Source organism: Streptomyces sp. NPDC048018 (assembly GCF_043202995.1).
In the GTDB taxonomy this organism is placed as follows: Bacteria; Actinomycetota; Actinomycetes; order Streptomycetales; family Streptomycetaceae; genus Streptomyces.
Map to the genome: position 1 here is coordinate 18,042 of NZ_JBIDBK010000017.1, position 25,586 is coordinate 43,627.

Annotated in this window: 15 protein-coding genes; 6 read left to right on the forward strand and 9 right to left on the reverse strand. The window is 74.7% G+C overall.

What is annotated here, in order from left to right; genetic code table 11:
* The first annotated feature begins 142 nt into the window (after positions 1 to 142).
* Together ACGF1Z_RS34315 and ACGF1Z_RS34320 are read left to right on the forward strand one after the other, a co-directional pair.
* On the forward strand, positions 143 to 1,375 hold the full coding sequence (locus ACGF1Z_RS34315; protein WP_393010359.1) for a cytochrome P450: 1,233 nt from the start codon (positions 143 to 145) through the stop codon (positions 1,373 to 1,375).
* A 45-nt stretch (positions 1,376 to 1,420) separates the two neighbouring features.
* Entirely contained in the window at positions 1,421 to 2,194 is a 774-nt protein-coding gene (locus ACGF1Z_RS34320; RefSeq protein WP_393010361.1) for a thioesterase II family protein, read from the forward strand.
* A gap of 141 nt (positions 2,195 to 2,335) precedes the next feature.
* Here ACGF1Z_RS34320 and ACGF1Z_RS34325 read toward each other — a convergent pair whose 3' ends face one another.
* The 7 genes from ACGF1Z_RS34325 to ACGF1Z_RS34355 form a co-directional block, all read right to left on the reverse strand.
* Positions 2,336 to 2,989: a 4'-phosphopantetheinyl transferase gene (locus tag ACGF1Z_RS34325; RefSeq protein ID WP_393010363.1), complete on the reverse strand. Its 654-nt coding sequence runs from the start codon at positions 2,987 to 2,989 to the stop codon at positions 2,336 to 2,338.
* A complete protein-coding gene (locus tag ACGF1Z_RS34330) occupies positions 2,986 to 3,873 on the reverse strand; it encodes a metallophosphoesterase family protein (protein WP_393010365.1) in 888 nt (295 codons plus the stop codon). Before ACGF1Z_RS34330 ends, ACGF1Z_RS34325 begins: the two co-directional genes overlap by 4 nt.
* Positions 3,874 to 3,883: 10 nt before the next feature.
* Entirely contained in the window at positions 3,884 to 4,441 is a 558-nt protein-coding gene (locus ACGF1Z_RS34335; RefSeq protein ID WP_393010367.1) for a hypothetical protein, read from the reverse strand.
* A gap of 165 nt (positions 4,442 to 4,606) precedes the next feature.
* Positions 4,607 to 4,906 (reverse strand): hypothetical protein, encoded by a 300-nt coding sequence (locus ACGF1Z_RS34340; protein WP_393010369.1) that lies wholly within the window; start codon positions 4,904 to 4,906, stop codon positions 4,607 to 4,609.
* A gap of 64 nt (positions 4,907 to 4,970) precedes the next feature.
* Positions 4,971 to 5,825, reverse strand: a complete 855-nt coding sequence (locus ACGF1Z_RS34345) for a mycofactocin-coupled SDR family oxidoreductase (RefSeq protein ID WP_393010371.1) — start codon at positions 5,823 to 5,825, stop codon at positions 4,971 to 4,973.
* 206 nt (positions 5,826 to 6,031) lie between these two features.
* On the reverse strand, positions 6,032 to 6,424 hold the full coding sequence (locus tag ACGF1Z_RS34350; RefSeq protein ID WP_393010372.1) for a cold-shock protein: 393 nt from the start codon (positions 6,422 to 6,424) through the stop codon (positions 6,032 to 6,034).
* Positions 6,425 to 6,513: 89 nt separating this feature from the next.
* Positions 6,514 to 8,211 (reverse strand): DHA2 family efflux MFS transporter permease subunit, encoded by a 1,698-nt coding sequence (locus tag ACGF1Z_RS34355; RefSeq protein WP_393010374.1) that lies wholly within the window; start codon positions 8,209 to 8,211, stop codon positions 6,514 to 6,516.
* Positions 8,212 to 8,352: 141 nt separating this feature from the next.
* Between ACGF1Z_RS34355 and ACGF1Z_RS34360 the strand changes: the two genes are divergently transcribed.
* Positions 8,353 to 9,123, forward strand: coding sequence for a TetR/AcrR family transcriptional regulator (locus ACGF1Z_RS34360; protein ID WP_393010376.1), 771 nt, complete (start codon positions 8,353 to 8,355; stop codon positions 9,121 to 9,123).
* Positions 9,124 to 9,388: 265 nt separating this feature from the next.
* Here the strand turns inward: ACGF1Z_RS34360 and ACGF1Z_RS34365 are convergent, their stop codons facing one another.
* Positions 9,389 to 10,966, reverse strand: coding sequence for an AMP-binding protein (locus tag ACGF1Z_RS34365; protein WP_393010378.1), 1,578 nt, complete (start codon positions 10,964 to 10,966; stop codon positions 9,389 to 9,391).
* A gap of 89 nt (positions 10,967 to 11,055) precedes the next feature.
* Here ACGF1Z_RS34365 and ACGF1Z_RS34370 point away from each other — a divergent pair, with 89 nt between their 5' ends.
* Positions 11,056 to 11,301: an acyl carrier protein gene (locus tag ACGF1Z_RS34370; protein ID WP_393010380.1), complete on the forward strand. Its 246-nt coding sequence runs from the start codon at positions 11,056 to 11,058 to the stop codon at positions 11,299 to 11,301.
* A gap of 38 nt (positions 11,302 to 11,339) precedes the next feature.
* Here the strand turns inward: ACGF1Z_RS34370 and ACGF1Z_RS34375 are convergent, their stop codons facing one another.
* The gene (locus ACGF1Z_RS34375) at positions 11,340 to 12,296 is read right to left on the reverse strand and encodes an acyltransferase domain-containing protein (protein ID WP_393010382.1); all 957 of its coding nucleotides are present in this window, start codon (positions 12,294 to 12,296) and stop codon (positions 11,340 to 11,342) included.
* 253 nt (positions 12,297 to 12,549) lie between these two features.
* Here ACGF1Z_RS34375 and ACGF1Z_RS34380 point away from each other — a divergent pair, with 253 nt between their 5' ends.
* On the forward strand, positions 12,550 to 14,154 hold the full coding sequence (locus tag ACGF1Z_RS34380; RefSeq protein ID WP_393010384.1) for an AMP-binding protein: 1,605 nt from the start codon (positions 12,550 to 12,552) through the stop codon (positions 14,152 to 14,154).
* A gap of 396 nt (positions 14,155 to 14,550) precedes the next feature.
* Positions 14,551 to 25,539, forward strand: coding sequence for a type I polyketide synthase (locus ACGF1Z_RS34385; RefSeq protein ID WP_393010386.1), 10,989 nt, complete (start codon positions 14,551 to 14,553; stop codon positions 25,537 to 25,539).
* Positions 25,540 to 25,586: the final 47 nt, after the last annotated feature.

Sequence of the window (25,586 nt, forward strand, 5' to 3'; positions counted from 1 at the left end):
GAGTGGCCCCGACTCAGGGGGACGATAGGGGTACTTCGGCGTCGGAGGCCCGCCCTAGCGTGGGGCTCGCCCGCGCGGAACCGCGCACCCGTCCCCACGCGCACCCGTCCCCGACGCGCCGAGATGCCCTGGGAGTTCCACGATGACGACCGAGCCGAGCACCGTGACGCCGGACGACGCGGTGATCGAACTGTTCAGCCCGCCGCAGCCGGCGGACCCGTTCCCCCTGTACGACGTGCTGATGGAGACCAACCGCGTCTACCGCAGCCCGTCGCTCGGGCTGTGGGCCGTGACGGGCTACGCCGAGTCCTCCGAGATCCTGCGCGCCAACACGACGCGCAACGGCCCGCGCGCGGCGAGCACCATGCGCCCGGACTGGGCGGACCACGAGGCGCTGCGCATGTACCTGAACGCCCTGATCACCCTCGACCCGCCGGACCACAGCCGGGTCCGCGGGCTCGCGGGCAGGGTCTTCACCCCGGCCGCGGTACGCGCCCTGGGACCCAGCATCGAGCGTCTGATGCGCCGTCATCTCGACGACATCGTCGAGCAGGCCGACGCCGGCGCCCCGGTGGACCTGATCAAGGCCCTGGCCAGCCCGTTCCCCGTCGCCGTCATCAGCGAGATGCTCGGCGTGCCGGACGAGGACGGCATGCACTTCTACCACGTGGCCAACAACTGGTCCCGGGTCTGGGCGGGCGGCTACTACTCGGAGGAGGACCTGACGCGCGCCGACGAGGCGGCGGTGGAGCTGCGCGAGTACTTCAACGGCATCCTCGACGAGCGCCGCAGGAGCCCGCGCGAGGACCTGCTGTCGACGCTGGTCCGGGAGGGCGACAACGCCCGGCTGTCCCCCGAGGAGACGATGTCGCTCGCGACGTTCCTCTTCGTCGCGGGCTTCGAGACCACCACGTCGCTCATCAGCGCGGGACTGATCTCCCTGCTGGAGCACCCGGACCAGATGGAGCTGTGGCGCAAGGACGCCTCCGTCACGCCGACGGCGGTCGAGGAACTGCTGCGCTTCAACACGCCGATCACCGCCGCGAGCCGGGTCATGAAGGAGGACACCGCGCTGGGCGACCAGGTCGTCCCGGCGGGCAACCTCGTCGTCGCGCTGCTGGCCGCGGCCAACCGCGACCCGCGCCAGTTCACCGACCCGGGCAGGCTGGACCTGACCCGCAGCGAGGGCGCCAACCTGGCCTTCAGCGCGGGACCGCACTTCTGCATGGGCGGCAACCTGGCCCGCCTGGAGGCCTCGGTGCTGTTCCCCGCCTTCCTGGAGCGCTTCGGCAGCATCGAGGTGGTGGGCACCCCGGCGCGCCGGGACGCCATCGGACTCAACGGCTACGAGGAGCTCCGGCTGGTCCTCGCCTGAGGCAGCCGGCCCGAAGCCGTTCCGGAAAGGATCCGAGGGACCCCGATGTCAACCATTGACCCCGCCGCGTGGCTGCGGCGCTACCACCCCGTCGGCGACACGGTGCCGCGGCTGATCTGCTTCCCGCACGCCGGCGGGTCGGCGAGCTACTACTTCCCGTTCTCCCGCGCGGTGGCCGACACCGGGGCCGCCGAGCTGAGCGTCGTGCAGTACCCGGGACGCCAGGACCGGCACCGGGAGGCGTGCCTGACGGATCTGCGGGAGCTGGCACGGCAGGTCGTCGAGGCCGTCCTTGCCTCCGACGACGGCCGGCCGGTGTCGTTGTTCGGGCACAGCATGGGCGCCCTGCTCGCCTTCGAGGTGGCCCTGCAGCTCGAGGAGCGGGCGGGGCTCCGGGCCGACCGGCTGTTCGTCTCCGGACGGCGTTCGCCCAGCAGCCCCCGGAGGGAGGACGTGCACCTGCGCGACGAGCAGGGCCTGGTGCGCGAGGTCCGCGCACTCGACGGCACGGGGGCGTCGATGCTGGACGACCCCGACGTACGGGCGATGATCCTGCCGCCGCTCAGGGCCGACTACCAGGCGCTGGAGACCTACCGGCACAGTCCCGGGCGGCGCCTGACGATCCCGGTCGACGCCTTCGTCGGCGACAGCGATCCGCGGACGTTGGTGGACGACGCCGGACGGTGGGGCGAGGTCACGGCCGGGGACTTCGACCTGTGCGTGCTGCCCGGCGGGCACTTCTACCTCGTCGACCAGTGGCCGACGCTGGCCGGCCTCCTGGGCGGCAGGCTCGCCGGCACCGGCCCCGTCCCGCTCTGACCGTTCGGGACAGCGTCGGCGCCCGCCGTCCGCCCGGACGCCCGTCGGCCCCGCCGCTCCTCAGGACCCCTCGGCCCCCGCCGTCCGCCCGGACGGCGGGGGCCTTCGGGCCGTTCGAGGTCCGGCGGCAGGCTCGCGGGCCTACGCGATGCCGGTCATGGCGATGGCCGTCACGACGATGTCCCGGTCGACGAGCCAGCGCCCGTGGAAGCCGGTGAGCCGTTCACCGGTCGGGGCGAATCCCGGGATCAGGACGCGCACGCTGAACGTCCCCTCGGGGGCGATCACTATGGAGGCCTCGTCGAAGTCGAGCCAGCTCCGGGTCACCGGGAACCAGGCCTTGTAGACCGACTCCTTCGCGCTGAACAGGAGCCGGTCCCAGGCGATGCCGCCGGCGGTCGGCAGCGCGGCCAGCGAGGAGCGCTCCTCGGGCCGGGCTATGGTGTCCAGGACCCCCTCGGGCAGCGCGGCATGCGGTTCGGCGTCGATCCCGAGCAGCGCGATCTCGTCGCTCGGGGCGACCACGGCCGCGCGGTAGCCGGCGCAGTGCGTCATGCTGCCGACCACGCCGTCCGGCCAGACGGGCGCGCCCCGCAGCCCGGGGAGCAGCGGTACGGGCGGATGGCCGAGCTCGGCGAGGGCTTCTCTGGCGCAGGCGCGGACCGTGGCGAACTCGGCGCGGCGTTTCTCCACGGCGCGTGCCACGAGGGCGAGTTCCTCGGGGAAGAGCGGTTCGTCGCGGTCGCCGAAGCTGTGTGACCAGCGCACCGCGGGCGGCAGGATGCGGTCGATCACGAGGCTCCCCCTCCGGTGCCCGCGCTGGTGAAGGGGCGCCGGGCGGCGGGCTGCGCGGGGAGGATCTGGCGGGCCAGGTCGGAGCGGAGTCCGAAGCGGCGCCACTCCCTGGGGTAGCCGAGCGAGACCTCGTGGAAGGGCACGCCGTCGTACGCGGTGGTGCGGGGGATGTGCAGATGGCCGTAGACCACCGCCGCCGTGCCGAAGCGGAGGTGCCAGTCGGCGGTGTGCACCGTGCCGCACCACTGGACGAACTCCTGGTGCGTCATCACCTCCGTGGGGCGGCGGGTCAGGGGCCAGTGGTTGACCAGGACGAGCGGCAGCTCGCCCGCCGCCGCTTCGAGCCGCCGCTCGGTCTCCGCCAGCCGCGCCGCGCACCAGGCCTGCCGGCTCGGATAGGGGTCGGGGTGGAGGAAGTACTCGTCGGTGCAGACGATCCCGGCCTCGCGCGCCGCGGCCAGCGACTCCTCCACGGTGGTCGTGCCGGGGGTGAGGAAGGAGTAGTCGTAGAGGAGGAAGAGCGGGGCGATGCGCACGGGGCCGCCCGGTCCCTGCCACGTCGGGTACGGGTCCTCGGGCGTGAGGACGCCCAGGCGTCGGCACAGGGCCACGAGCTGCTCGTAGCGCGCGACGCCGCGGAGCGCGCCCGGATCCTCCGGGTGGGTCCACAGCTCGTGGTTCCCGGGTACCCACACGACCTGGGCGAAGCGTTCGCTGAGCAGGGTGAGCGCCCAGACGATGTCCTCCATGCGTTCCCCGACGTCGCCGGCGACGATCAGCCAGTCGTCCGGGGAGGAAGGCCGGAGGGCCTCGACGACCTCACGGTTGTCGGCGTAGCCGACGTGCAAGTCACTGATGGCTCGCAGAGCCCCCTGTGTCGACATGCTTGTCACCCTAGATCAGCGGGAGTCGGTGCTCGGTCCGGATCGGCAGACGCGAGGCCGTGAGGTTCAGTACGTCCTGGGTCAGACCCGCGGTCGAGCGGAGCGGGCCGGAGTCGGGCGGCCGGCGCGGCCCCGACACGCGCGCGACGAGGCGGCGGCACTGCTCCGTTATCGACTCGCCGACGGTGGTGGCCGGTTCGGGCAGGAGCACGACCGGGGCGGTGCCCTGTCGGCGGGCGACGCCCGCGGCGATCAGGTCCGCGTACAGTGCGCCGGGGCCGAGTCCCAGGACGGCGCGGACCCGGAGGCCCCCGGCGGTCACGCCCTCGAGCCACGGCGTGAGGCAGCGGTGGAGGTCCAGCCCGCGGGGGCGGTGTCCGGGCGGACGGCCCAGGGCCTGCCATACGGTGTGCTCGGTGTCCAACAGCGGTGCCACCGGCCGGAGATCGGTGCCCGGCGGTCCCAGCAGCGGACGGCCTATCGCGAGGATCAGTTCGGGCGACTGCCCGCGGTGCAGTTCCTCCCAGCAGCCGGGAGGGTGCCCGCGCTCGCCCCGTACGAGATGCATGGTCGGCCTCGCATGCGTACGCCGCCCGTCGGGGACGGGCGGGCGGGGAGCGGTGCGGAGAGAGGAGGGGACGCGGAAGCCGTGCGCTCACCCCCTACGGGGGATGGAGAGGGGGTGTCGCACGGCTTCCGCGGGCCTCGGTGGCACCTTCGGCGGAGCTCCGGGTCAGGCGCGCTGCCCGGTCACCGTCATCCGGCCGAAGCTGCCCGCGACGGTCGCGCCGGTCAGGTTGTCCTCGGCGACGATCAGGTCGAAGTCCATCTTCATGGGCATCGGACGCGTCATGTTGATGGTGAACTGGGCGCGGTCGCCGTCGAGGCGTCCGTTCTCGATGTCCACGGTGCTGCCCATCGCCGTCGCGGTGCCGGTGAGCGCGCCCCCGTTCCGGGTGACGTCGATGCTGCCCTCCTGCGGGCCGATGGGGGAGGCGATGGTGATGGACCACTTGCCGTCGATGGCGCTCATGGGTTCTCCAAACTGGTTCGGTGGCCGAAGGGCCGGGTGGGCACGCGGTTCCCGCCGGGGCGGCTCAGCGCTGGATCGCTCGCTCCGCCAGGGCTCCGGCGTCGATCTTCAGCTGTACGCCGGTGAGGTACCGCGATTCGTCCGAGGCCAGGTAGACCACGGCGTGGGAGATGTCGAGCGGATCCAGCAGCGGAACGCCCATGGCGTGGAAGTTCCTGAACAGGACCTCCGCGTCGGCCTCGGTGGGATGCTCGAGGTCGGGGCGGTAGGTGCGGTAGGTGGACTCGTTCTGCACCATGCGGGTCGCGACGTTGCCCGGGTGGACCGCGTTGACGCGGGTGCCCTTCGGCGCGAGCTGCACGGCGAGCCAGTTGACGTAGTCGACGAGCGTCTTCTTGGCGAAGCTGTAGCCGTATCCGCCGGGGCCGGCGACGGCGTTGCCCGCGAGCTCCGGGGCCAGGCCGGCGACCGAGCCCATCACGATGACCGACGCGCCGTCGGCGAGATGGGGGAGTGCGGCGTGCACGGTGGAGATCGTGCCGAGCAGATTGACGTCGATGGTGTCGGTGAACGCGTTCAGCGGACGGTCCATGCCGACCGGGCTGATGCCGGCGTTTGCGACGACGGCGTCGAGCCGGCCCAGTTCCCCGACCGTCTCGGCGAAGGCCCGGTCGAGCGCCGCCCGGTCGCGGATGTCCACCTGCCGGACCGCGGCGCGCCGTCCCGACTTCCGCACCAGCTCGGCCGTCTCGTCGAGTTCCGTGCCCGTCGACATGCCGTAGTCGGCGACGGGGATGTCCTGGCAGATGTCGAACGCGATGATGTCCGCGCCTTCCTCGGCAAGGCGCAGCGCGTGGCTGCGGCCCTGTCCGCGGGCGGCGCCGGTGATTGCGACGACCTTGCCATCGACCCGGCCCATGATTCGCCTCCGTAGGCACTGGAAGGGATTGCGCGTGCGCGGTGGTGCGGCGGCGTCGCGCGGGATGCCGGCGAGGTTCCGGTTCCGGTCGCCGCGTCCCGGCCTCTTTATAGCCACGCGGGCCGAGGGCGGACGACCCCTAGATTGCTGCTCACCGCAGACCTAGGGGTGGCCCGTCGGCGGTGTCCGGCGGGGCGTCCCGGCGTTCAGTCGAGCACCCAGCCGTGGCCGCGGGCCACACCCAGCAGCCGCTCGCGCAGCCGCGAGATCTGGGCCGCCGTCACCGACGGGGCGCAGGAGATGATCACGTCGGTGAACTCCTGGAGGAGCTCGGCCGATGTGACCCTGCGGCCGGCGGACGCGGGCGCCGGCCCGGCGCCCGCGGGGTGCCGGTCGTCGGCCCCGGCGGGCGGCACCTGGGCGAGGGGGCGGACGTTGACGGCCCGCGGACCCCGCTCGCTCTCGGTCTCCTCGAACTGGACGGGCACCCCGGGCGTGATGAGGTGCCGGTCGCAGAGGATGTCGTTCGCGTGCATGAAGGCGTCCTCGCCCGAGGGACGGCTGACGAAGCCGTAGCCGTGAACGCTGTCGAAGCTCACTACACGACCTACAGGCATGGGTTCCGCCTTTCTGGGTGGGGGGTCGGGACGCCGTGGAGCGTCGGGGACGCCGTACGGTGCCGTCCTGGTCAGCTGCCCGTCAGCCGGTCGGGGCCCGAGGTCACGTCCCCCGGCCGGGCGGCCGGGGCCGGGACCGTGGGGCTGTCGCCGCGGGCCGGGGTGGCGGCCTCGTCCGGGTGCTGGGCGAGGTATCCGCTCAGCCCGGGGAACTCCTCCTCGAAGTCCTCCGGGTACTCGGCCGGGGCGTTCCGCAGCGTGAACAGCGCCACGAGCGCGACGACGCCGAGGATCACCACGTTGAGCAGCACCGCGCTGTGCAGACCGCGCATGAAGGCGGCGTCGGCCGCGTCGATCACGGCGGCGGCCGTCTTCGCGGGCAGCGCCGCGGTCGCCTGCAGAGCCCCGCCGAGGGAGTCCCTGGCCGCGCTCGCCACCTCGGCCGGGATGCCCTCGGGCAGCTTCAGGGTGTGGGTGTAGCGGTTGTTGAGGATGGTGCCGAGCACCGCCATGCCCAGCGCGCCACCGAGCTCGGCCGCCGTGGTGGCCAGGGCGGACGCGGCGCCGGAGCGCTCCTTGGGCGCGCTGTTGACGATGGTGTCCGAGGTGACGGTGAAGGTGGACACGGCACCGATCGCCTGGAGGACGACCGGGATGACGACGATGGCGTAGCTCGTGTCGACCTCCAGGACGCTGTAGAAGGCCATCGCTCCCGCGCCGACCGCGAGACCCAAGGCGCACAGCTTCGCCCGCCCGATCTTCGGCACCAGCATGCCGATCATCGGGGCCACGATGATGGCCACCCCGGCGGGCGGCAGCATCGCGAGACCCGACTTCAGCGGCGACCACCCGTGCACCAGCTGGAAGTACTGGCTGAGCAGCAGCGTCGTGCCGATGAAGGCGAACAGGGCGAAGGTGTTGGACGCGACGGCGCCGGAGAACGCCATGTTCCTGAAGAGCTTGACGTCGATCAGCGGGTGCTCCATGCGGGCCTGCTTCAGGCCGAAGAGCACGAGGGCGACGACGCCGACCGCCGTGGCGATCAGCACCCGCTTGTCCGTGAAGCCGTCGTGCACCGACTCCTGGATGGCGTAGACGATGCCGACGACGCCGACGATCGACAGGACCACGCTGACCGGGTCGATCCGGCCGGGCAGCGGGCTGCGGGACTCGGGCACGACCACGACCGCCACCGAGAAGAGCAGTACCATGATGGGGACGTTGATCAAGAAGACCGACCCCCACCAGAAGTTGTTGAGCAGCGGGCCGGCGACGACGGGGCCGATCGCCATGCCGCCGCTGATCATGGCGGCCCAGATGCCGACCGCGGTGGTGCGCTCCTTCGGGTCGGTGAAGATGTTGCGGATGATGGAGAGCGTGGTCGGGTAGACCGTCGCGCCGGCCACACCGAGCAGCGCCCGCCCCGCGATGAGCCACCCCGGCGAGTCGGCGTAGGCGCAGAGCACCGAGGCCGCGGCGAAGGAGAAGGAGCCCGCGAGGAGCAGCTTCTTGCGGCCGATCCGGTCGCCGAGGTTACCCATCGTGACCAGCAGGCCGGACAGGGCGAGCCCGTAGATGTCCGCGATCCAGAGCACCTGGCTGGACGTGGGCTGCAGGTCCTGGATGAGCGAAGGGATGGCCAGCTGCAGGACGGTAAGGTCAACGCTCAACAACAGTGCGGCCATGCAGATCACGACGAGCGCGACCCAGCGACGCCCCCCGAGTTCGGGCGGGGCGGCTAGGCGGGGAGCGGTTGGAGAGGTAACCATCAGAGGTCTCCGGTTCTACGCGGGATTCGACTACGCGTGACTCGACGAGCACGGTAACTGTGTATGCCGTACTCACTTGTGTAAGCTATACGCAGAAGTGCGGGGCGGTCAATCGCTCCGTGCTCGATCACTGGAGTGTCTGTGTCGAAACAGGACAGCGATGACTTCTCTCGGACCCTTGAGCTGCTGTGGGGCGGACGGGGGCCTTCCGCCCGCGGGCCCAAGCCGGCGCTGACCGTCGAGCGCATCGTCGAGTGCGCCATCGACATCGCGGACCGGGAGGGCTTCTCCGCCGTCTCGATGCAGAGAGTGGCCAAGGAGCTCGGCCGCAGCACCATGTCCCTCTACCGCTATCTGCCAGGCAAGAACGATCTGGTCAGCCTCATGATCGACGCCGCCCTCGGTGATCCGCCGATCCTGGAGGACACGATCGGTGACTGGCGCGCCAAGCTCGAGGTGTGGGCGCACTGCTACCTCGTGGTCCTCAACGACCACCCCTGGGCCGTGCTCGCGGCGACCCTGGGTCGGGCCATGGGGCCCAACGAACTCGGGTGGCTGGAATCCGCCGTCTCCGCCCTCGGTGGAACGGCGCTCAGCGGCAGCGAGAAGACCGACGCGGTCGTCGCCGTCAACGGCCACGTCCGAAGCTGGGTGCAGTACGCGGGCAACGCGCCCGCCGGCCCGACCGACATCTCCAACGAGCACTGGGGCACGGCCATCGCCGGCCTGGTCCGCGATCACGGCGAGCGCTACCCGGCGCTGCTGGAGGCCATGGAATCCGGCGCGTTCGACCCGACGGACGACGGCGGGCCGGCGTTCGGCCTGCGGGTCGTGCTCGACGGCATCGGGGTGCGGATCGCCGAGCGCGAGGCGACGAGGAGCCGCGGCCGCCGGACCGCCCGTCAGTCCTGACCGGGCGCGGCCGGCCCCTGGCCCCGCCGGCTCCGGTCCGCCGGCCCCCGGCCCCGCCGGCTCCGGTCCGCCGGCCCCCGGCCCCGCCGGCTCCGGTCCGCCGCCGTGGGGTGCGATCCGCCCGCACCCTCCCGACCGGTCCGGCCCGTGCGCCGCGTCTGCGCACCGTGGGTTCCGGTCCGGCTCGTGGGCTCCGCACCGGCCCCGCCTGTTCCGGGCCGTCAGGCGGGCTTCGCGGCTGCCCCCTCCGCTCCGGTCCGGGCCGTCAGGCGTGGTCCGGGACGAGCCCCGGCTCGCGCGATTCCGGCCTGATCCGAGCCCGGCCGGAAAGCTCCTTGCGGTCGATCTTCCTGTTCGAGTTCAGCGGGAACTCCACCAGGTGCCGGAACTCACGCGGAAGCGCCCCACCGGGCAGCAGGGGCCTGAGGTGGCGGACGAAGGCGGCAGGAGCGACGGGCTCCCCGGTGTAGAAGACCACCAACTCGAGCGAGTCGTCGGCCGGGCGGGCCACCGCCACCGCGTCGCTCACACCGGGGCATGATCGCGCCGCGTCGTCGACCTCCGCGAGCTCCACCCGGAGGCCCTTGATCTGCACCTGTGAGTCGAGCCGTCCCACGTAGCCGAACTGGTCGGCCGTGCGCACCACCCGGTCGCCGGTGCGGTACCACCTGACCCCGTCCGCGACGAAGAACCGACCCGCGTCGTCCTCGGCGTTCAGGTAACCCTGCGTCAGCTGCGGCCCGCTCACGCAGAGTTCCCCGCCCTCCTGGTTCTCCTCGCCGTCCTCGTCCAGCATCCGCGCCCGGAGCCCCTCGTGCAGGGCGCCGATCGGCACGATCCCGTTGACCGCGAGCTCGCCGGAGACCTGCGCCGACCAGCGGTGCGCGCTCACCGTGATCGTCAGCTCGGTCGGACCGTAGAGGTTCTCGATGACACCGTGGTCCGCCGCCCGGTGCCAGTCCGCCGCGTCGGCGCACTTCAACGCCTCACCCGCGAAGAAGCTCCAGCGCAGCCCCGGCATCGAGCCGGGAGCGAGGCCGCCGGTCCGCCGCACCAGGGCGATGGCGCTCGGCGTGGAGAACCACACGGTGATCCTCCGCTCCCGGACGAACCCCGGCAGGTCGAGATACGCGGTCGGCGGGACCGGGTGCACACAGGAGCCCGCACCCCACGCGCAGAACAGGTCGAAGATCGCGCAGTCGAAGTTCAGCTCGACGGTCTGCGCGAAGGCGTCACCGACACCGAAGTCGTAGCGCGCGTCGACCACGTCGAAGTAGTGCCGGAAGTTGGCGTGCGTCAGCGGCACTCCCTTGGGGCGCCCGGTGGAGCCCGAGGTGAACAGCACATAGGCGAGGTCGTCGGGGGCGACGCCGGCCGGCTCCGCCAGCGCGTCACCCGGCTCCTCCCGCATCAGCCCGGCGACCGGCCCGGCGTCGCGGGGCAGGTCCGGGCACAGCACCGGCAGCTCCGGCGCGCACTCCCGCACCGCGGCCAGACCGTCCGGATCGGCGATCACCGCCTCGACCTCCGCCGCCCGCAGCATCTGCGCGATCTGCCCGGCCGGCCACCGCACGTGCAGCGGCACGGCGCTCGCCCCGGAGTAGAGCGCGGCCAGCACCCCCGCGTAGCCGGTGCGGTTCTTGCCCGCGAGCACCGCGACCCGCCCCGGGCGGCCCCCGAGACGGCGGGTGAGCGTGCCCGCCCAGCGCAACGCCGTGTCGTGCAGCTCGCGGTACGCGTACTGCTCCCGGGCGCCCAGCCACAGTGCGGGACGGTCGGCGGCGACCCGCAGGCCGTTGAGGAAACGGTGGTGCACCCCGGCGTCCGCTACCGGCTCGATCATCGTGGTCTCCTGCCAGGGTTAGGGGTTGTTGCCGGCTCAGGGGCGCCCGTAGGTTGGCGCCGAATTCGCCGAGGGGGAAGGGCCCGACCATGTGGGATTCCGAGTTCGAGCAACTGCTGCGCCGCCACACCCCGTTCATGGGGCCCGACGAGCCGCTCACCGAGGACCTGCCGCTCAGGGACCTGGGACTCGACTCCATGGCGACCGTCGAACTGCTCGCCGAGCTCGAGGCGGCGTACGGAGTGCGCTTCAGCAACGACGCCATGAGCATGGAGCGCTTCGCCACCCCCGGACAGCTCTGGCGGACCCTCACGGAGGTGCGGGCCGCCGCCTGAACCGCGGGCCGGCGGCCCCACCGCCGCCGGCCGCCCGCTCATCCCGTGCCCGCCGGCAGCCGGCGGGCCCGCGGCACCAGGGCGCGCCGGGGAGTGAGCGTGGTCACCGTGAAGTTGTCGGTGCTGGCGCGCACCCGCCCCCACAGACTGTCCTGGCCGGCGACGACCAGCTCGGTCACCCCGCGGGCCCGCAGCGCCGCCACGACGCCGGGCCAGCGCACCGGGGCCACGATGCCGTCCAGCACCATCTCCCGTACCTGCCGGGCCGTCCGGACCGTGCCGCCGTCGTGGTCGTCGACGAGCGGCAGCACCGGGTCGGTGAACTCCAGCCGCGAGAACACCTCGCGGTCCACCTCCTCGCGCAGTGCCGCGAAGGACGGCGAGTGCATGGGCGGCCGCATCGTGGCGAGCGGCAGACCGCCCCGCGCCCGCATCTGCTCCACCAGCCAGGGCAGCCGCGCCTCGCGCACCGAGACGATCACGAAGTCCGTGTCGACGTAGCAGGCCACGTCGTGCCACTCGTCCGCCGCCCGCAGCTGCGCGAGCACCGCCTCCAGCTCGGCCTCCGGGAAGCGGGCGCAGGACTGCGAGACCGTGTCGGAGTGGTGCTCCGCGAAGTACCGGTCCACGCAGGCGCTCCAGCCGGCGCTCATCCGCACCGCGTCGGCCAGGCCGACCGCGCCCGCGTACACCGCGGCCGCCATGCCGCCGAAGCTCGGCCCGACGACGACGTCCGGCTCCAGCCCGGACCGCAGTTCGGCGTCCCGGGCCAGCGCCAGACAGCTCACCAGGAAGGCCACCCGGGAACTCTCGGTGAACCGCCCGTCGTCGGCCTTGTACCGGTCCAGCAGGTGGTATCCGAGAGTGTCGCTCGCCTCCGCGACCAGTGCGCGGGCCGATCTGCCGAGCATCAGGAACTTCGCGAGGTCGGCGTAGGGTGTGGCGCTGATTCCGGGGAAGACCATCGCCGTTCCCGTCGCTCTTCCGTGGTCCACGCGCCCTCCAGAGTGGCCGATCAACGGCGTGCGGGCGCCTCGTCCAGCCGTTCGCACGCCTCGTCGTGCCGAGTTTCCTGACGCCCGCAAGCGCACAGAACCCCTAGCGTCCCCTAAGCCCCGGGAGGCCGCTGCGAAGCAGCCGCCAAGGCGCTGCCGGCATGCCCCGGACTCACTAGATTCGGCGCCCGGAAGGTGCCGCGGAACTCGCCGCGACGCACCGCCGACCCCCTCTTCTCCGACAGGAGCTCCCGTGACGCCGCAGCCTCCGCCCTCGGTCCGCTTCGCCTGCGCCACCGACGAGAACGACAACCTGCGCGGCTACCTGCTGGCCGCGGCCGCCACCACCCCCGACGCGCCCGCCCTGGTGGAACGCGCCCCCGGCGGCGGGCTGCGCACCTTCACGTACGCACAACTGGAAGGCCTCGTCGACGACTACGTCGCCGCACTGGACCGGCTGGGCCTGGACGTCGGCGAGCGGGTCGTCGTGCAGTCCCACCACTGCTCGTCGGCCGTCGCGGTGCTGCTGGCCTGCGCCACGCTCGGGCTGCCCTTCATCCCCGTGGCGCCCGACATGCCCGACGAGCGCCTCGCGCTGATCGTCGACAGCGCCGGGCCCGCCCTGTTCCTGCAGCACGGCGGCGGCACGCGCGACGCCCTGCCCGACACCGTGGGCACCGGCCGCTTCGGGGACGAGGGCCTGTCCATCGAGCGGGCCCCGCGCACCGGACCGCGGATACGCGGCGGAGTGACACCCACCGACCCCGTCTACATCATCTTCACCTCCGGCACCACCGGCCGCCCCAAGGGGGTGGTGATGACCCACCGCGGAGTCCTGGCCTTCCTGCGCGGCGTGCGGCGGCTCGGCTTCGTCGCCCCCGGCGACCGGGTCGCCACCACGTCCCCCCTGCAGTTCGACTTCTCCCTCGTCGACACCGGCATGGCACTGGGCTGCGGCGCCACCATCGTCCCCGTACCGCGGGAGGAACTCGGCTGGCCCCGCCGCTTCCTGGACTTCCTGACCGAGGCCGGGGTCGGGCAGGTGCACGGCGTGCCCTCCATCTGGCGGCCCGTGCTGCGCACCGCCCCGGCCGAACTGGCCGCGATGAGCTCCCTGCGGCGGATCGTCTACTCCGGCGAGGAGTTCCCGCTGCCGGAGATGCGCCGGCTGTCCGAGCTGCTGCCGCAGGCGCAGATCGTCAACGGCTACGGCGCCACCGAGTCGATGGCCGCCTCGCTCACCGCCGTACCCACCCCCCTCCCCGACACCCTGGAGCGGCCGTCCATCGGCTGGGCGCACCCCGGCGCGGAGATGGCCCTGGTCGGCCCGGACGGCCGGGCGGTCACCGAACCCGGGCGCACCGGCGAGATCTACCTGCGCAGCCCCGCCCTGTTCAGCGGCTACTGGAACGACCCCGAGGCCACCGCCGCGGCCCTCGTCCCCGACCCCTTCGACCCCGCCTCCGGCCAGATCGTCTTCCGCACCGGTGACCTCGCGTACCGCGGCCCGGAGGGCGAGCTCTACTTCTGCGGCCGCGTCGACTCGCAGGTGCAGGTGCGCGGCAACCGGGTGGAGCTCGGTGAGATCGAGCGCCGGCTGCAGCAGCACGAGGGCGTCGCGTCGGCCGTGGTCGTGCTCGACGAACGCGGCGGCGCGGAACCGGTGCTGAGCGCCTTCCTGGTACGCGAGGACGGCGCGGCCGGCCGGGGAGCGACGGCGGCCACGGTCCGCGCCTTCTGCGCGGCGGCCCTGCCGTCCTACATGCTCCCGCAGAGCGTCCACTTCGTCGGCGACATCCCCCTGACCAGCAACGGCAAGGCCGACCGGCGCGCCCTGCTGGCCGGCGTTACGCGCTGAACGCGCCGTGCTCCGGGGCCTGTTGCGCCGCCGGCAGGTTCTGGGGCGGCGCCGTCCTCCGGGCCCGGTCGGGTTCCGCCCTCCGCACCGGGCCGGGCCCGCGTCCGCCGTCCGCCGCTCCGTCGCCGGGCGCGCCTGCGGGGCCTTGGGTGCCTGCCTCTGCGGCGCCGTCGCCGGCCCCCGCCCCGCCCCCCGCCCCGCCCCGGACCCCGCTTCCGCGGCCCCGCCCCGGACCGCCGCTCCCTCGGCCCGTCCGGCCCCGCGCCCGGGGGGCGGCCCCTAGGGGGAGTAGTCCCAATCGCAGGGGTGGGGCGGATTCCCGCCGAAAGCTACCGTCGAGCCGCGAGACGCACCCGCTCTTCCCGTCGGAACCCGAGGTGTCGAGGTGACAGCCCAGTGAACCCCGCCGATGACGCCGGCTCCCACGAGGAGCGCGGTGCCACCACTCCGCAGCCGAACGCCGCGACGAGCGCGGAACTGACCCGGCTGCTGCGCGAGCAGCTGCACGAGATCCGGCTCCGCACCGACCCGGAGGCCGAGGGCGAGATCGACCCCGAGCGCCCGTTCCGCGACCTCGGGCTCGACTCGCTGGGCCTCGTGGAGCTGCACGCGCGGCTGGTCGCCAGGACCGGGCTCGACCTGCCCGTCACGGTGGGCTTCGAGTACCCGCGGCCCGCCCTGCTCGCGCGCTACCTGCGGGCCCGGCTCCTCGGCACCCCGGAGGAGGCGCCCGCACCGGAGCCGCACCGGATCCGCGACGACGAACCCGTCGCGATCGTCGGCATCGGCTGCCGCTACCCCGGCGGGATCGCGTCCCCCGACGACCTGTGGCGGGTGGTCGCCGGCGGCCGGCACGTCGTCGGCGACTTCCCCGAGGACCGCGGCTGGGACCTGGACGCCCTCTTCGACCCCGACCCGGACGCGCCCCGCACCAGCTACGTCCGCAAGGGCGGATTCCTCCCCGACGCGGGCGACTTCGACGCGGAGTTCTTCGGCATCGGGCCGAAGGAGGCCGTCGCCATGGACCCGCAGCAGCGTCTCGTCCTGGAGACCGCGTGGGAGGCGCTGGAGCACGCCCGCATCGACCCGACGACCCTGCGCGGCAGCCGCTCCGGCGTGTTCGTCGGTGTCGAACCGCACGAGTACGGCCCCCGCACCCACGAGGCGCCCGACGGGGTCGACGCCCACCTGCTCCTCGGCAACCTGCCCAGCGTCGTCTCCGGGCGCGTCGCCTACACCCTCGGCCTGGAAGGGCCCACCCTCACCGTCGACACCGCCTGCTCCGGCTCGCTCACCGCCCTGCACCTCGCCGTGCAGGCGCTCCGCCGCGGCGAGTGCGGCCTGGCGCTGGCCGGAGGCGTCGCCGTCATCTCCAGCCCCGGCACCTTCACCACCTTCAGCAGGCAGCGCGGCCTGGCCGCCGACGGCCGCTGCAAGGCCTTCGCCGCGGAGGCGGACGGCACCGCCTTCGCCGAGGGCTCCGGCATGCTCGTCCTGGAACGACTCGACGACGCCGTCAAGGCGGGTCACCCCGTCCTCGCCGTGGTGCGCGGCACCGCCATCAACCAGGACGGCGCCAGCAACGGGCTCACCGCCCCCAGCGGCCAGGCGCAGAAGAAGGTCATCCGGCAGGCCCTCGCGGACGCCGGGCTCACCGGCGACCAGGTCGACGTCGTCGAGGCGCACGGCACCGGCACCCGGCTCGGCGACCCCATCGAGGCCCGCGCGATCCTCGACACCTACGGGCGCGACCACTCGGCCGGGGAACCCCTGTGGCTCGGCTCGGTGAAGTCCAACATCGGGCACACCGGCGCCGCCGCGGGCGTCGCGGGCGTCATCAAGGCGGCCATGGCGATGCGGCACGGCGTGCTGCCCGCCACCCTGCACGCCGAGAACCCGACCCCCCACGTGGACTGGTCGGCCGGCACCGTACGGCTCGCGACGGCGTCCCGGCCGTGGGAGCCGCGCGAGGACCGCCCGCGCCGGGCCGGCGTGTCCTCCTTCGGCGCCAGCGGAACCAACGCGCACGTCGTCCTGGAGGAGCCGCCCGCCCCGCCCGCCCCGACCCCGCGCCCCGGCGCCCCACGCCCCGTCCCCCTGCTGCTCAGCGCCCGCGGGGAGGCGGCGCTGCGCGCCCAGGCCGCCCGCCTCGCCGAGCGGCTCACCGGGGCGTCCGCCGAGGACACCGACCTCCGCGACGTCGCCTTCTCCCTCGCGACCACCCGTGCCGCCCACGACCACCGGGCGGTGGTCCTCGCCGACGACGCCGACCACGCTCGCGCCCGGCTCACCGCCTTCGCCGCGGGGGAGGGGCCCACCGGCCGCGTCGCCCACGGCTCGCTCGCCGTCCTCTTCACCGGCCAGGGCGCCCAGCGCCTGGGCATGGGCCGGCTGCTCCACGAGCGCCACCCCCTGTTCGCCCACCACTTCGACGTCGTCGCCGACCACCTGGACCTGCTCCTCGAGCGGCCGCTCGCCGATGTCGTGTTCGCGGCCGAGGGCACGCCGGAGGCGGCACTCCTCGACACCACCGAATACGCCCAGCCCGCGCTGTTCGCCCTGGAGGTCGCGCTCTACCGGCTCGTCGAGTCGTGGGGCCTGCGGCCCGACTTCGTCGCCGGCCACTCCGTCGGCGAACTGGCCGCCGCCCACGTCGCGGGGACGCTCTCGCTGCCCGACGCCGCGATGCTGGCCGTCGCGCGCGGCCGGCTGATGCAGGAACTCCCGGCCGGCGGCGCGATGAGCGCCGTGACCGCGAGCGAGGACGAGGTGCTGCCGCTGCTCGGCGACTCCGTGTCCGTCGCCGCCGTCAACGGGCCGAGGTCCGTCGTCGTCTCCGGCGCAGAGGACGAAGTGGCGCGCATCGAGCGCCACTTCGCCGACCAGGGCCGCCGCACCCGGCGGCTGCGCGTCTCGCACGCGTTCCACTCGCCGTTGATGGAGCCGATGCTCGACGAGTTCCGGCGCGTCGCCGAGGCGATGACCCACGCCGAGCCCGGCATCCCGCTCGTCTCCACCCTGACCGGCGCCCCGGCCGCGCCCGACGCCGGCCACTGGGTCCGGCACGTCCGCGGCACCGTGCGCTTCGCCGACGCCGTACGCCACCTCCACGACGCCGGGGCGACCACGTTCCTGGAGATCGGCCCCGACGCCGTCCTCACCGCGCTGACCCCCGGCTGCCTGCCCGACACCGCGGACGACGTCGTCGCGCTGGCCACGCTGCGCGCCGGACGCGACGAGGAACACGACCTGCTCGACGCGGTCGGCGCGGCCTGGGTGCGCGGCGCGGCCGTCGACGGCGCCGCCCTGTTCCCCGGCGCCCGGGCCGTCCCCCTGCCCACCTACGCCTTCCAGCGGCGCCGCTACTGGCTGGACCTCCCGACCACGCCCGACGTCGGCGGCGCCGGACTCACGCCGCTGCACCACCCGCTGCTCACCGCCCAGATCTCCCTCGCCGACGACGACGGCACCCTGCTGACGGGCCTGCTCTCGGCCCGTACACAGCCGTGGCTGCGCGACCACGTCATCGCCGGGGAGCGGATCCTGCCCAGCACCGGCTGGCTGGAGCTGGTGCTGCGGGCCGGGCTGGCCGTGGACTGCCCGCGGGTCGACGAACTCCTCGTGCAGGCCCCGCTGACGCTGTCCGACGACGCGTCGGTCCCCGTGCAGGTCAGGGTCGCCGCACCCGGTCCCGACGGGCGCCGGGAGGTCCGGGTCTCGTGCCTGGACCCCGCCTCCGAGAACTGGGTGACCCACGCACGCGCCCTCGTCACGGCCGGTCCGGGCGCGCCCGCCGGGAGCGGCGCGCCCGCCGCGCGGCCCGGGTCCGACGGCCGGTCCGGGGCCTGGCCGCCGGCCGGTGCCGAACCCCTCGACCTCGACGCCTTCTACGCCGACCGCGCCGACGCCGGATACGGCTTCGGTCCGGCCTTCCGCAATCTGCGGGCCGCCTGGCGGCTGGGCGACCGGGTCCTCGCGGAGGTGGCGCTCGACGAGACCACGCGGGCGGGGGCCGAACGGTTCCTCGTGCACCCCGCCCTGCTGGACTCGGCCTTCCACGCCGCCGACTTCCTGCCCGCCCCCGACGCGGGCGGCACCCGCATCCCCTTCTCCCTCGACGGCGTCACCGTCCACGCCCCCGGCGCCACCTCGCTGCGCGTCCGGCTGGAGCGCACCACCGGCGGCCTGCACGCCGAGCTGACCGACGCCGCCGGCGGACCCGCCGCCACCGTCGAGACCGTCGTGGAACGCCCCCTGGGCGCCGCCCGCCCCCACCGCCCGCTCTACCAGGTGCGCTGGGAACGGATCCCCGCCGGTACGGGCACGCCCCGGCTGGCCCTGCTCGGCACCCCGGCCGTGCCGCTGCCCGGCGAGCACCACCCCGACCTCGCCGCACTGCGGGCGGCCCTCGCCGAGGGGGCCGAAGCGCCCGACGCCGCCGTCGTGTTCGTCCGCACCGGTGAGGACGCCACCCCGGCGGCCGCCCGCGCCGCCACCCTCCAGGTCCTCGCCCTGCTGCAGGAGGCGCTCGACACCGACCTGGGCACGCTCCGGCTGGCCTTCGTCACCGAGAGCGCCGTCGCCGCCGGCGCCGACTCCGTCCGCGGACTGGCCGCCGCCCCCGTGTGGGGCCTGGTCCGCGCCGCCCAGGCCGAACACCCCGGACGGTTCCTCCTCCTCGACACCGAACCCGGTGCCGAGAGCGCGCAGTTGACCGCCGCGCTCGCCGCCGCGCTCGATCCCGGCCGGGGCGAGGACCAGCTGGCGATCCGCGACGGCGCGCCGCACGCGGCCCGGCTGACCCGGCTGCCCGACGCCGACGCCGACGCCGACACCACCGCACCCTGGACCGACGGCACCGTGCTGATCACCGGCGGCACCGGCGGCCTCGGCCGCCGCGTGGCCCGTCACCTGGTCACCCGGCACGGCGTGCGCTCCCTGATCCTGACCAGCCGTTCCGGCGAACGAGCCCCGGGCGCCACCGAGTTCGCCGAGGAACTGCGGACGGCCGGAGCCGCCGTACGCGTCGAGGCCTGCGACGTCGGCGACCGCGACGCCGTGGCCCGGCTGCTCGCCGGCATCGACCCCGGCCGGCCGCTGACCGGCGTCGTGCACACGGCCGGCGTCATCGCCGACGGCGCCGTCACCACCCTCGGCGCCGACGACGTCGACAGCGTCTTCGCGGCCAAGGTCGACGGCGCCTGGCACCTGCACGAACTCACCCGCGACGCCGACCTCGCCGCCTTCGTCCTGTTCTCCTCGGCCGCCGCCACCATGGACGCGGCCGGCCAGTCCAACTACGCGGCCGCCAACGCCTTCCTGGACCGGCTCGCCGAACACCGCAGGACCCTCGGCCTGCCCGCCACCTCCCTGGCCTGGGCCCTGTGGGCCGGCGACGAGGGCATGGGCGGCCGGCTCGACGAGGTCACCCTGCGCCGCTCCCGGCGCTCCGGCGTGACCCCGCTCACCGCCGAACAGAGCCTCGTCCTCTTCGACGACGCGCTCACCCGCGACACCCCCGTGGTGCTGCCCGTCCGGCTCGACCTGCCCGCCCTGCGGGCCCGCACCGGCCCCCTGCCGTCCGTGCTCGGCACCCTCGTCCCGCGCCGGCCGCGCACGACGCCCGGCGCGCCCGGCGCCGCGGGCGACCCGGCGGGCGGCGAACTCGCCCGCCGCCTCGCCGCCCTCACCGAGCGGGACCGCCGCCCCGTCGTCCTGGACCTGGTCACCCGGCACGCCGCAGCCGTCCTCGGACACGAGCACGGCGGCGCCATCGACCCCCGCCGCCCGTTCAGCGAGGTCGGCTTCGACTCGCTCGGCGCCATCGAACTGCGCAACGCGCTCGGCACGGCCACCGGACTGCGCCTGCCGTCCTCCCTGATCTTCGACTACCCCACCCCGACGGCCCTGGCCGACCACGTGCTCGCCCTGCTGGCCCCCACCGACGCCGCGGACACCGCCGAGGAGGTTTCCGTACCGCTCGACGACGACCCGATCGCCGTCGTCGGCATGGCCTGCCGCTACCCCGGCGGCGTGACCACCCCCGAGGAGCTGTGGCGGCTCGTCGCCGACGGCGTCGACGGCATCTCGCCGTTCCCCGTCGACCGCGGCTGGAACACCGCCGATCTGTACGACCCCGAGGTCGGCCGCACCGGCAAGACCTACGTCCGGGAGGGCGGCTTCCTCCACGACGCCGCCGACTTCGACGCCGAATTCTTCGGCATCAGCCCCCGCGAGGCCCTCGCCGTCGACCCGCAGCAGCGGCTGCTCCTGGAAACCTCCTGGGAGGCCGTCGAACGCGCCGGCATCGACCCCGGCAGCCTGCACGGCAGCCGCACCGGGGTCTTCGCCGGCGTCATGTACCACGACTGGGCCAGCCGGCTGCGGGACGTCCCCGACGACCTCGCCCCCTACCTCACCAACGGCAGCTCCGCCAGCGTCGCCTCCGGCCGGGTCGCCTACGTCCTCGGCCTCGAAGGGCCCGCCGTCTCCGTCGACACCGCCTGCTCCTCCTCCCTGGTCGCCCTGCACTGGGCGATGCAGGCGCTGCGCCGCGGCGAGTGCACCCTCGCCCTGGCCGGCGGCGTCACCGTGATGGCGACCCCCGAGACCTTCACCGACTTCAGCCTCCAGCGCGGCCTGGCCGCCGACGGCCGCTGCAAGTCCTTCGCCGACGCCGCCGACGGCACCGGCTGGGGCGAGGGCGCCGGCATGCTGCTCCTGGAACGCCTCTCCGACGCCCGCCGCAACAACCACCCGGTGCTGGCCGTCGTCCGCGGCTCCGCCGTCAACCAGGACGGCGCCTCCAACGGCCTCACCGCCCCCAACGGCCCCTCCCAGCAACGGGTCATCCAGCAGGCCCTGGCCGCCGCCGGACTCGGCCCCGCCGACGTCGACGCCGTCGAGGGCCACGGCACCGGCACCCGGCTCGGCGACCCCATCGAGGCCCAGGCGCTGCTCGCCACCTACGGCCAGGACCGGCCCGGCGACCCCCTCTACCTCGGCTCGATCAAGTCCAACATCGGGCACGCCCAGGCGGCGGCGGGCGTCGCCGGCGTCATGAAGATGATCCTTGCCATGCGCGCCGGCGTACTGCCCGCCACCCTGCACGTCGACACCCCGTCGACCCAGGTCGACTGGACCGCCGGCAACGTCGAACTGCTCACCGCCCCCCGCAGCTGGCCGCGGGTCGGCCGCCCCCGCCGGGCCGCCGTGTCGTCCTTCGGCGTCAGCGGCACCAACGCCCACGTGATCCTGGAATCCGTGGAACCGCCGCCCGCGCCGGCCGCCGACGCCACCCCGGCCGCGCCGGTCTGCTGGCCGCTGTCCGGACACAGCGAGCAGGCCCTGCGCGACCAGGCCGCCCGGCTGCACACCGCACTCGACGGCGCCCCCGCCCTTCTGACCGGCGCGGTCGCCCGCAGACTCGCCCTCGGCCGCAACGCCCAGCCCCACCGCGCCGTCGCCGTCGGCACCACCCCCGCCGAACTCCTGGCCGGACTCCGGGAGATCGCGGCCGGCCGGGCCGCCGTGGCCGGCCGCAGCCGGACCGGACGGGTCGGCTGGCTGTTCACCGGCCAGGGCTCCCAGTGGGCCGGCATGGGCCGCGGGCTGCACGCCCACTGCCCGCCCTTCCGCGAGGCCTTCGACGCCGCCTGCGCCGCCCTCGACCGGCACCTCGACTCCCCGCTGCGCGACGTCCTGTGGGACACCGGCGGCAGCGGCGACCTGGACCGTACGGCCTGGACACAACCCGGCCTGTTCGCCGTCCAGGCCGGCCTCGCCGGCGCGTTGCGGCACTGGGGGCTGCGCCCCGACGCCGTACTCGGGCACTCCGTCGGAGCCCTGGCCGCCGCCCACGTCGCCGGAGTCCTCGACCTCGACGCGGCCGCCCGCCTGGTCGCCGCCCGGGGACGCCTCATGCAGGCCCTGCCCGGCGGCGCCATGCTCGCCCTGAACACCACCGAGGAGCACGCCGCCCGCCTCACCAAGGGCCTCGGCCTGGACCTCGCCGCGGTCAACACGCCCACCTCCGTGGTCGTCTCCGGCCCCGGACCGGACGTCCGCCAGGCCGCCGAAAGGGCCGCCGAGGACGGCGTACGGCACAAGCGGCTCACCGTCTCCCACGCCTTCCACTCCCGGATGATGGAGCCGATGCTGGCCGACTTCGCCGAGGTCGCGGCGAGCGTCGACTACCGCGAACCGGAACTGACCTTCGTCTCCGACGTCACCGGCCGCCCGGCCGGCCCCGGCGAACTCACCGACCCCGCTTACTGGGTCGAGCACGTCCGCCGCGCCGTCCGCTTCGCCGACGGCGTCACCGCCCTCCACCACGGCGGCGTGACCCGCTTCGTCGAGATCGGCCCCGACGCCACCCTGACCGCACTGGCCCGCGAGACGCTCGCCGACGCCGCCGGCACCGCCTTCGTGCACCTCCAGCGCGCCGGCCGCGACGAGGCCGGCGAACTGGCCACCGGCCTGGGGAGCGCCTTCACCGCCGGGATCGAGCCCGACTGGGCCGCCGTCCTCGCCGACGCGCCCGACGACCCCGAACTCGTCCTGCCCACCTACGCCTTCCAGCGCCGCCGCTTCTGGATCGACGCCGGCACCGCGGCCCACGACGTCACCGGCGCCGGCCTGGACGCCCTCACCCACCCGCTGCTCACCGCCGCCGTGCCCGACCCCGACACCGGCCGGACCGTGCTCACCGGCCGTCTCGGCGCGGGACGGCACCCCTGGCTCGCGGACCACGCCGTCCACGGCGTCACCCTCCTGCCCGGCACCGGCTTCGTCGAACTCGCCCTCGCGGCGGGCGAGGAGACCGGCGCGCCCACGGTCGAGGAGCTGACCCTGGAAGCGCCGCTGGTCGTGCCCGCCGACGGATCGGTCACCGTCCACGTCGTCGTCGGGGAACCCGACGCCGCGGGCCACCGCTCCGTCGCGGTGCACTCCCGAACCGACGGCCGGACGACCTGGACCCGGCACGCCGGCGGCACGCTCGCCGCGGCGCCCGAGACCCCGGACGTGGCCCCGGCCGCCTGGCCGCCGCCGGGCGCGACGGCCCTCGACGTCACCGACGCCTACGCCCGCCTCGCCGCCCAGGGCTACCACTACGGCCCGCTGTTCCAGGGCCTGCGCGCCGCCTGGGCCGACGGCGAGGACCTGTACGCCGACGTGGCACTGCCGGAGCCGGCCGACGCCGGCCGCCACCGCCTGCACCCCGCCCTCCTCGACGCCGCCCTGCACGTCGAGTCACTGGGCGGCGGGCGGACCGGCGAGACCCTGATCCCCTTCGCCTGGGAGGGCGTCCACGTCCGCCGTCCCGGCCGGGCCGCGGTCCGCGTCCACCTCCACCGCGCCACCGGCGCCGAACACAGCTCGCTGCACCTCTACGACACCGACGGCGCGCCCGTCGCCACGGTGCGGTCCGTGCGCGGCCGCCCGGTCAGCGCACAGCAGCTCGCCGAGGCCCGCCGCAGCCCGCTGTACCGGGTGGACCACCAGCCCCTCGACGTCCCCGCCGACGGCGGCGCATGGGCCGTGGTCGGTCCGCCCGGGGCCGGCTTCGGACTCGCCGCCCCCGTCGCCCCCGACATCGCCTCGCTCGCGGACGCCCCCGGCAATCCGCCCGCGCTGCTGCTGCTCGGCTGCCCGACGGACGACACCGGTCTGCCGGAGTCCCTCCACGCCGTCACCGGACGCGTCCTGGAGGAGCTCCAGCGGTTCCTCGCCGAGCCCGCCCTCGCCGGCAGCCGGCTGGTCGTCGTGACCGGCGGGCTCGCGGCCGGCCCCGTCGCCGGGCTGGTGCGCGCGGCCGAGGCCGAACACCCCGGCCGTCTCGGCCTGGTCGACGTCGACACCGACCCCGCCTCGCACGCCGCCGTGCCGGCGGCCGCCGCCTCCGGGGCGTTCGAGGTCCGCGTCCGCGGCGGCCGGTGCTCGGTACCCCGGCTCGCCCCGGTGACCGACCCCACGCCGGACCCGAAGCCGTTCGACCCCGAGGGCACGGTCCTGGTGACGGGCGGGACGGGCGGTCTGGGAGCGATGCTCGCCCGCCACCTCGTCACCCGGCACGGCGTACGCCACCTGCTCCTCGCCAGCCGCCGCGGCCCCGCCGCCCCCGGCGCCGACCGCCTCGCCACCGACCTCCAGGCCCTCGGCGCCACCGTCCACATCACCGCCACCGACCTCACGGACCGCGACACCACCGCCCGCCTCCTCGACACCATCCCCCCACACCACCCCCTCACCGCCGTCTTCCACCTCGCCGGCACCCTCGACGACGCCCTCCTCACCGACCTCACCCCCGACCGCACCCACCCCGTCCTGCGCACCAAAGCCGACACCGCCTGGCACCTCCACGACCTCACCCGTCACCACCCCCTCACCCACTTCGTCCTCTACTCCTCCGCCAGCGGACTGGTGTCCGGAGCGGGCCAGGCCAACTACGCGGCGGCGAACACCTTCCTCGACGCGCTCGCCGCACACCGGCAGGAGGCCGGACTGCCCGGCCAGTCCCTCGCCTGGGGCCTGTGGGCCGAGGCGGACGGCATGGGCGGCACCCTCTCCGCCGCCGACCTCACCCGACTGGAGCTCGCCGGCAGCGCCGCCCTGCCCACCGACGAGGGCCTCGCCATGCTCGACGACGCGCTGGCCCGCCCCGACGCGCTGCTCGTCCCGCTCCGGCTCCACCTCGCCGCCCTGCGGGCCGGCTACGACCGCCTCCCGGCCCTGCTCCGGGACCTCGTCGCCCCGCCGGCCCGTACCGGCGACGGCGCCGGCACCCCCGGCCCGGCCGCCGCCGACGAACCGATCGCCCGGCGGCTCGCCGCCGCCGACCCCGAGCGACGACCCGCCCTCGTCCTGGACCTCGTACGGCAGCACGTCGCCCACGTCCGGCACGACGACCCGGCGGCCATCGACCCCGACACGCCGTTCACCGCCTTCGGCATGGACTCGCTCGCCGCGATCGAACTGCGCAACGGGCTCAGCGCCGCCATCGGGACCCGGCTGCCCGCCACCATGACCTTCGACTACCCGACCCCCGCCGACCTCGCCGGCTTCCTGCTCGCCGAACTCGCCCCGGACATCGAGGCCCTGGCCGCCGAGCACGCCGACGACACCCTGCGGGCCGTGATCTCCGCCATCCCGCTGTCGGCGCTGCGCACCGCCGGACTCCTCGACGCCCTCCTCGCGCTGAGCCCCGAAGGCCCCGGAACCGCCGGGGCCGCCGCCGGCCAGGACGCCACCCCGCCCGAGACCGGCACCCCGGACGCCCGCACACCCGGCGAGACGGCCGGGGAGCCCCGCACGCCCGCCGCCGCGCTGCAGACCATGAGCGTCGAGGAACTGCTGCTCGCCGCACAGCGCAAGCGCAGCAGCTGACCGGCCCCGATCCCGCCCGACACCCTCACCGTACGAGCTGGAGACCC

What these genes read in the sequence shown, in the direction of transcription:
- ACGF1Z_RS34355 (WP_393010374.1), bottom strand. Translation starts at nt 8,211, where the DNA reads ATGGTTACCTCTCCAACCGCTCCCCGCCTAGCCGCCCCGCCCGAACTC.
- ACGF1Z_RS34345 (WP_393010371.1), bottom strand. Translation starts at nt 5,825, where the DNA reads ATGGGCCGGGTCGATGGCAAGGTCGTCGCAATCACCGGCGCCGCCCGC.
- ACGF1Z_RS34335 (WP_393010367.1), bottom strand. Translation starts at nt 4,441, where the DNA reads ATGCATCTCGTACGGGGCGAGCGCGGGCACCCTCCCGGCTGCTGGGAG.
- ACGF1Z_RS34315 (WP_393010359.1), top strand. Translation starts at nt 143, where the DNA reads ATGACGACCGAGCCGAGCACCGTGACGCCGGACGACGCGGTGATCGAA.
- ACGF1Z_RS34365 (WP_393010378.1), bottom strand. Translation starts at nt 10,966, where the DNA reads ATGATCGAGCCGGTAGCGGACGCCGGGGTGCACCACCGTTTCCTCAAC.
- ACGF1Z_RS34340 (WP_393010369.1), bottom strand. Translation starts at nt 4,906, where the DNA reads ATGAGCGCCATCGACGGCAAGTGGTCCATCACCATCGCCTCCCCCATC.
- ACGF1Z_RS34320 (WP_393010361.1), top strand. Translation starts at nt 1,421, where the DNA reads ATGTCAACCATTGACCCCGCCGCGTGGCTGCGGCGCTACCACCCCGTC.
- ACGF1Z_RS34370 (WP_393010380.1), top strand. Translation starts at nt 11,056, where the DNA reads ATGTGGGATTCCGAGTTCGAGCAACTGCTGCGCCGCCACACCCCGTTC.
- ACGF1Z_RS34330 (WP_393010365.1), bottom strand. Translation starts at nt 3,873, where the DNA reads ATGTCGACACAGGGGGCTCTGCGAGCCATCAGTGACTTGCACGTCGGC.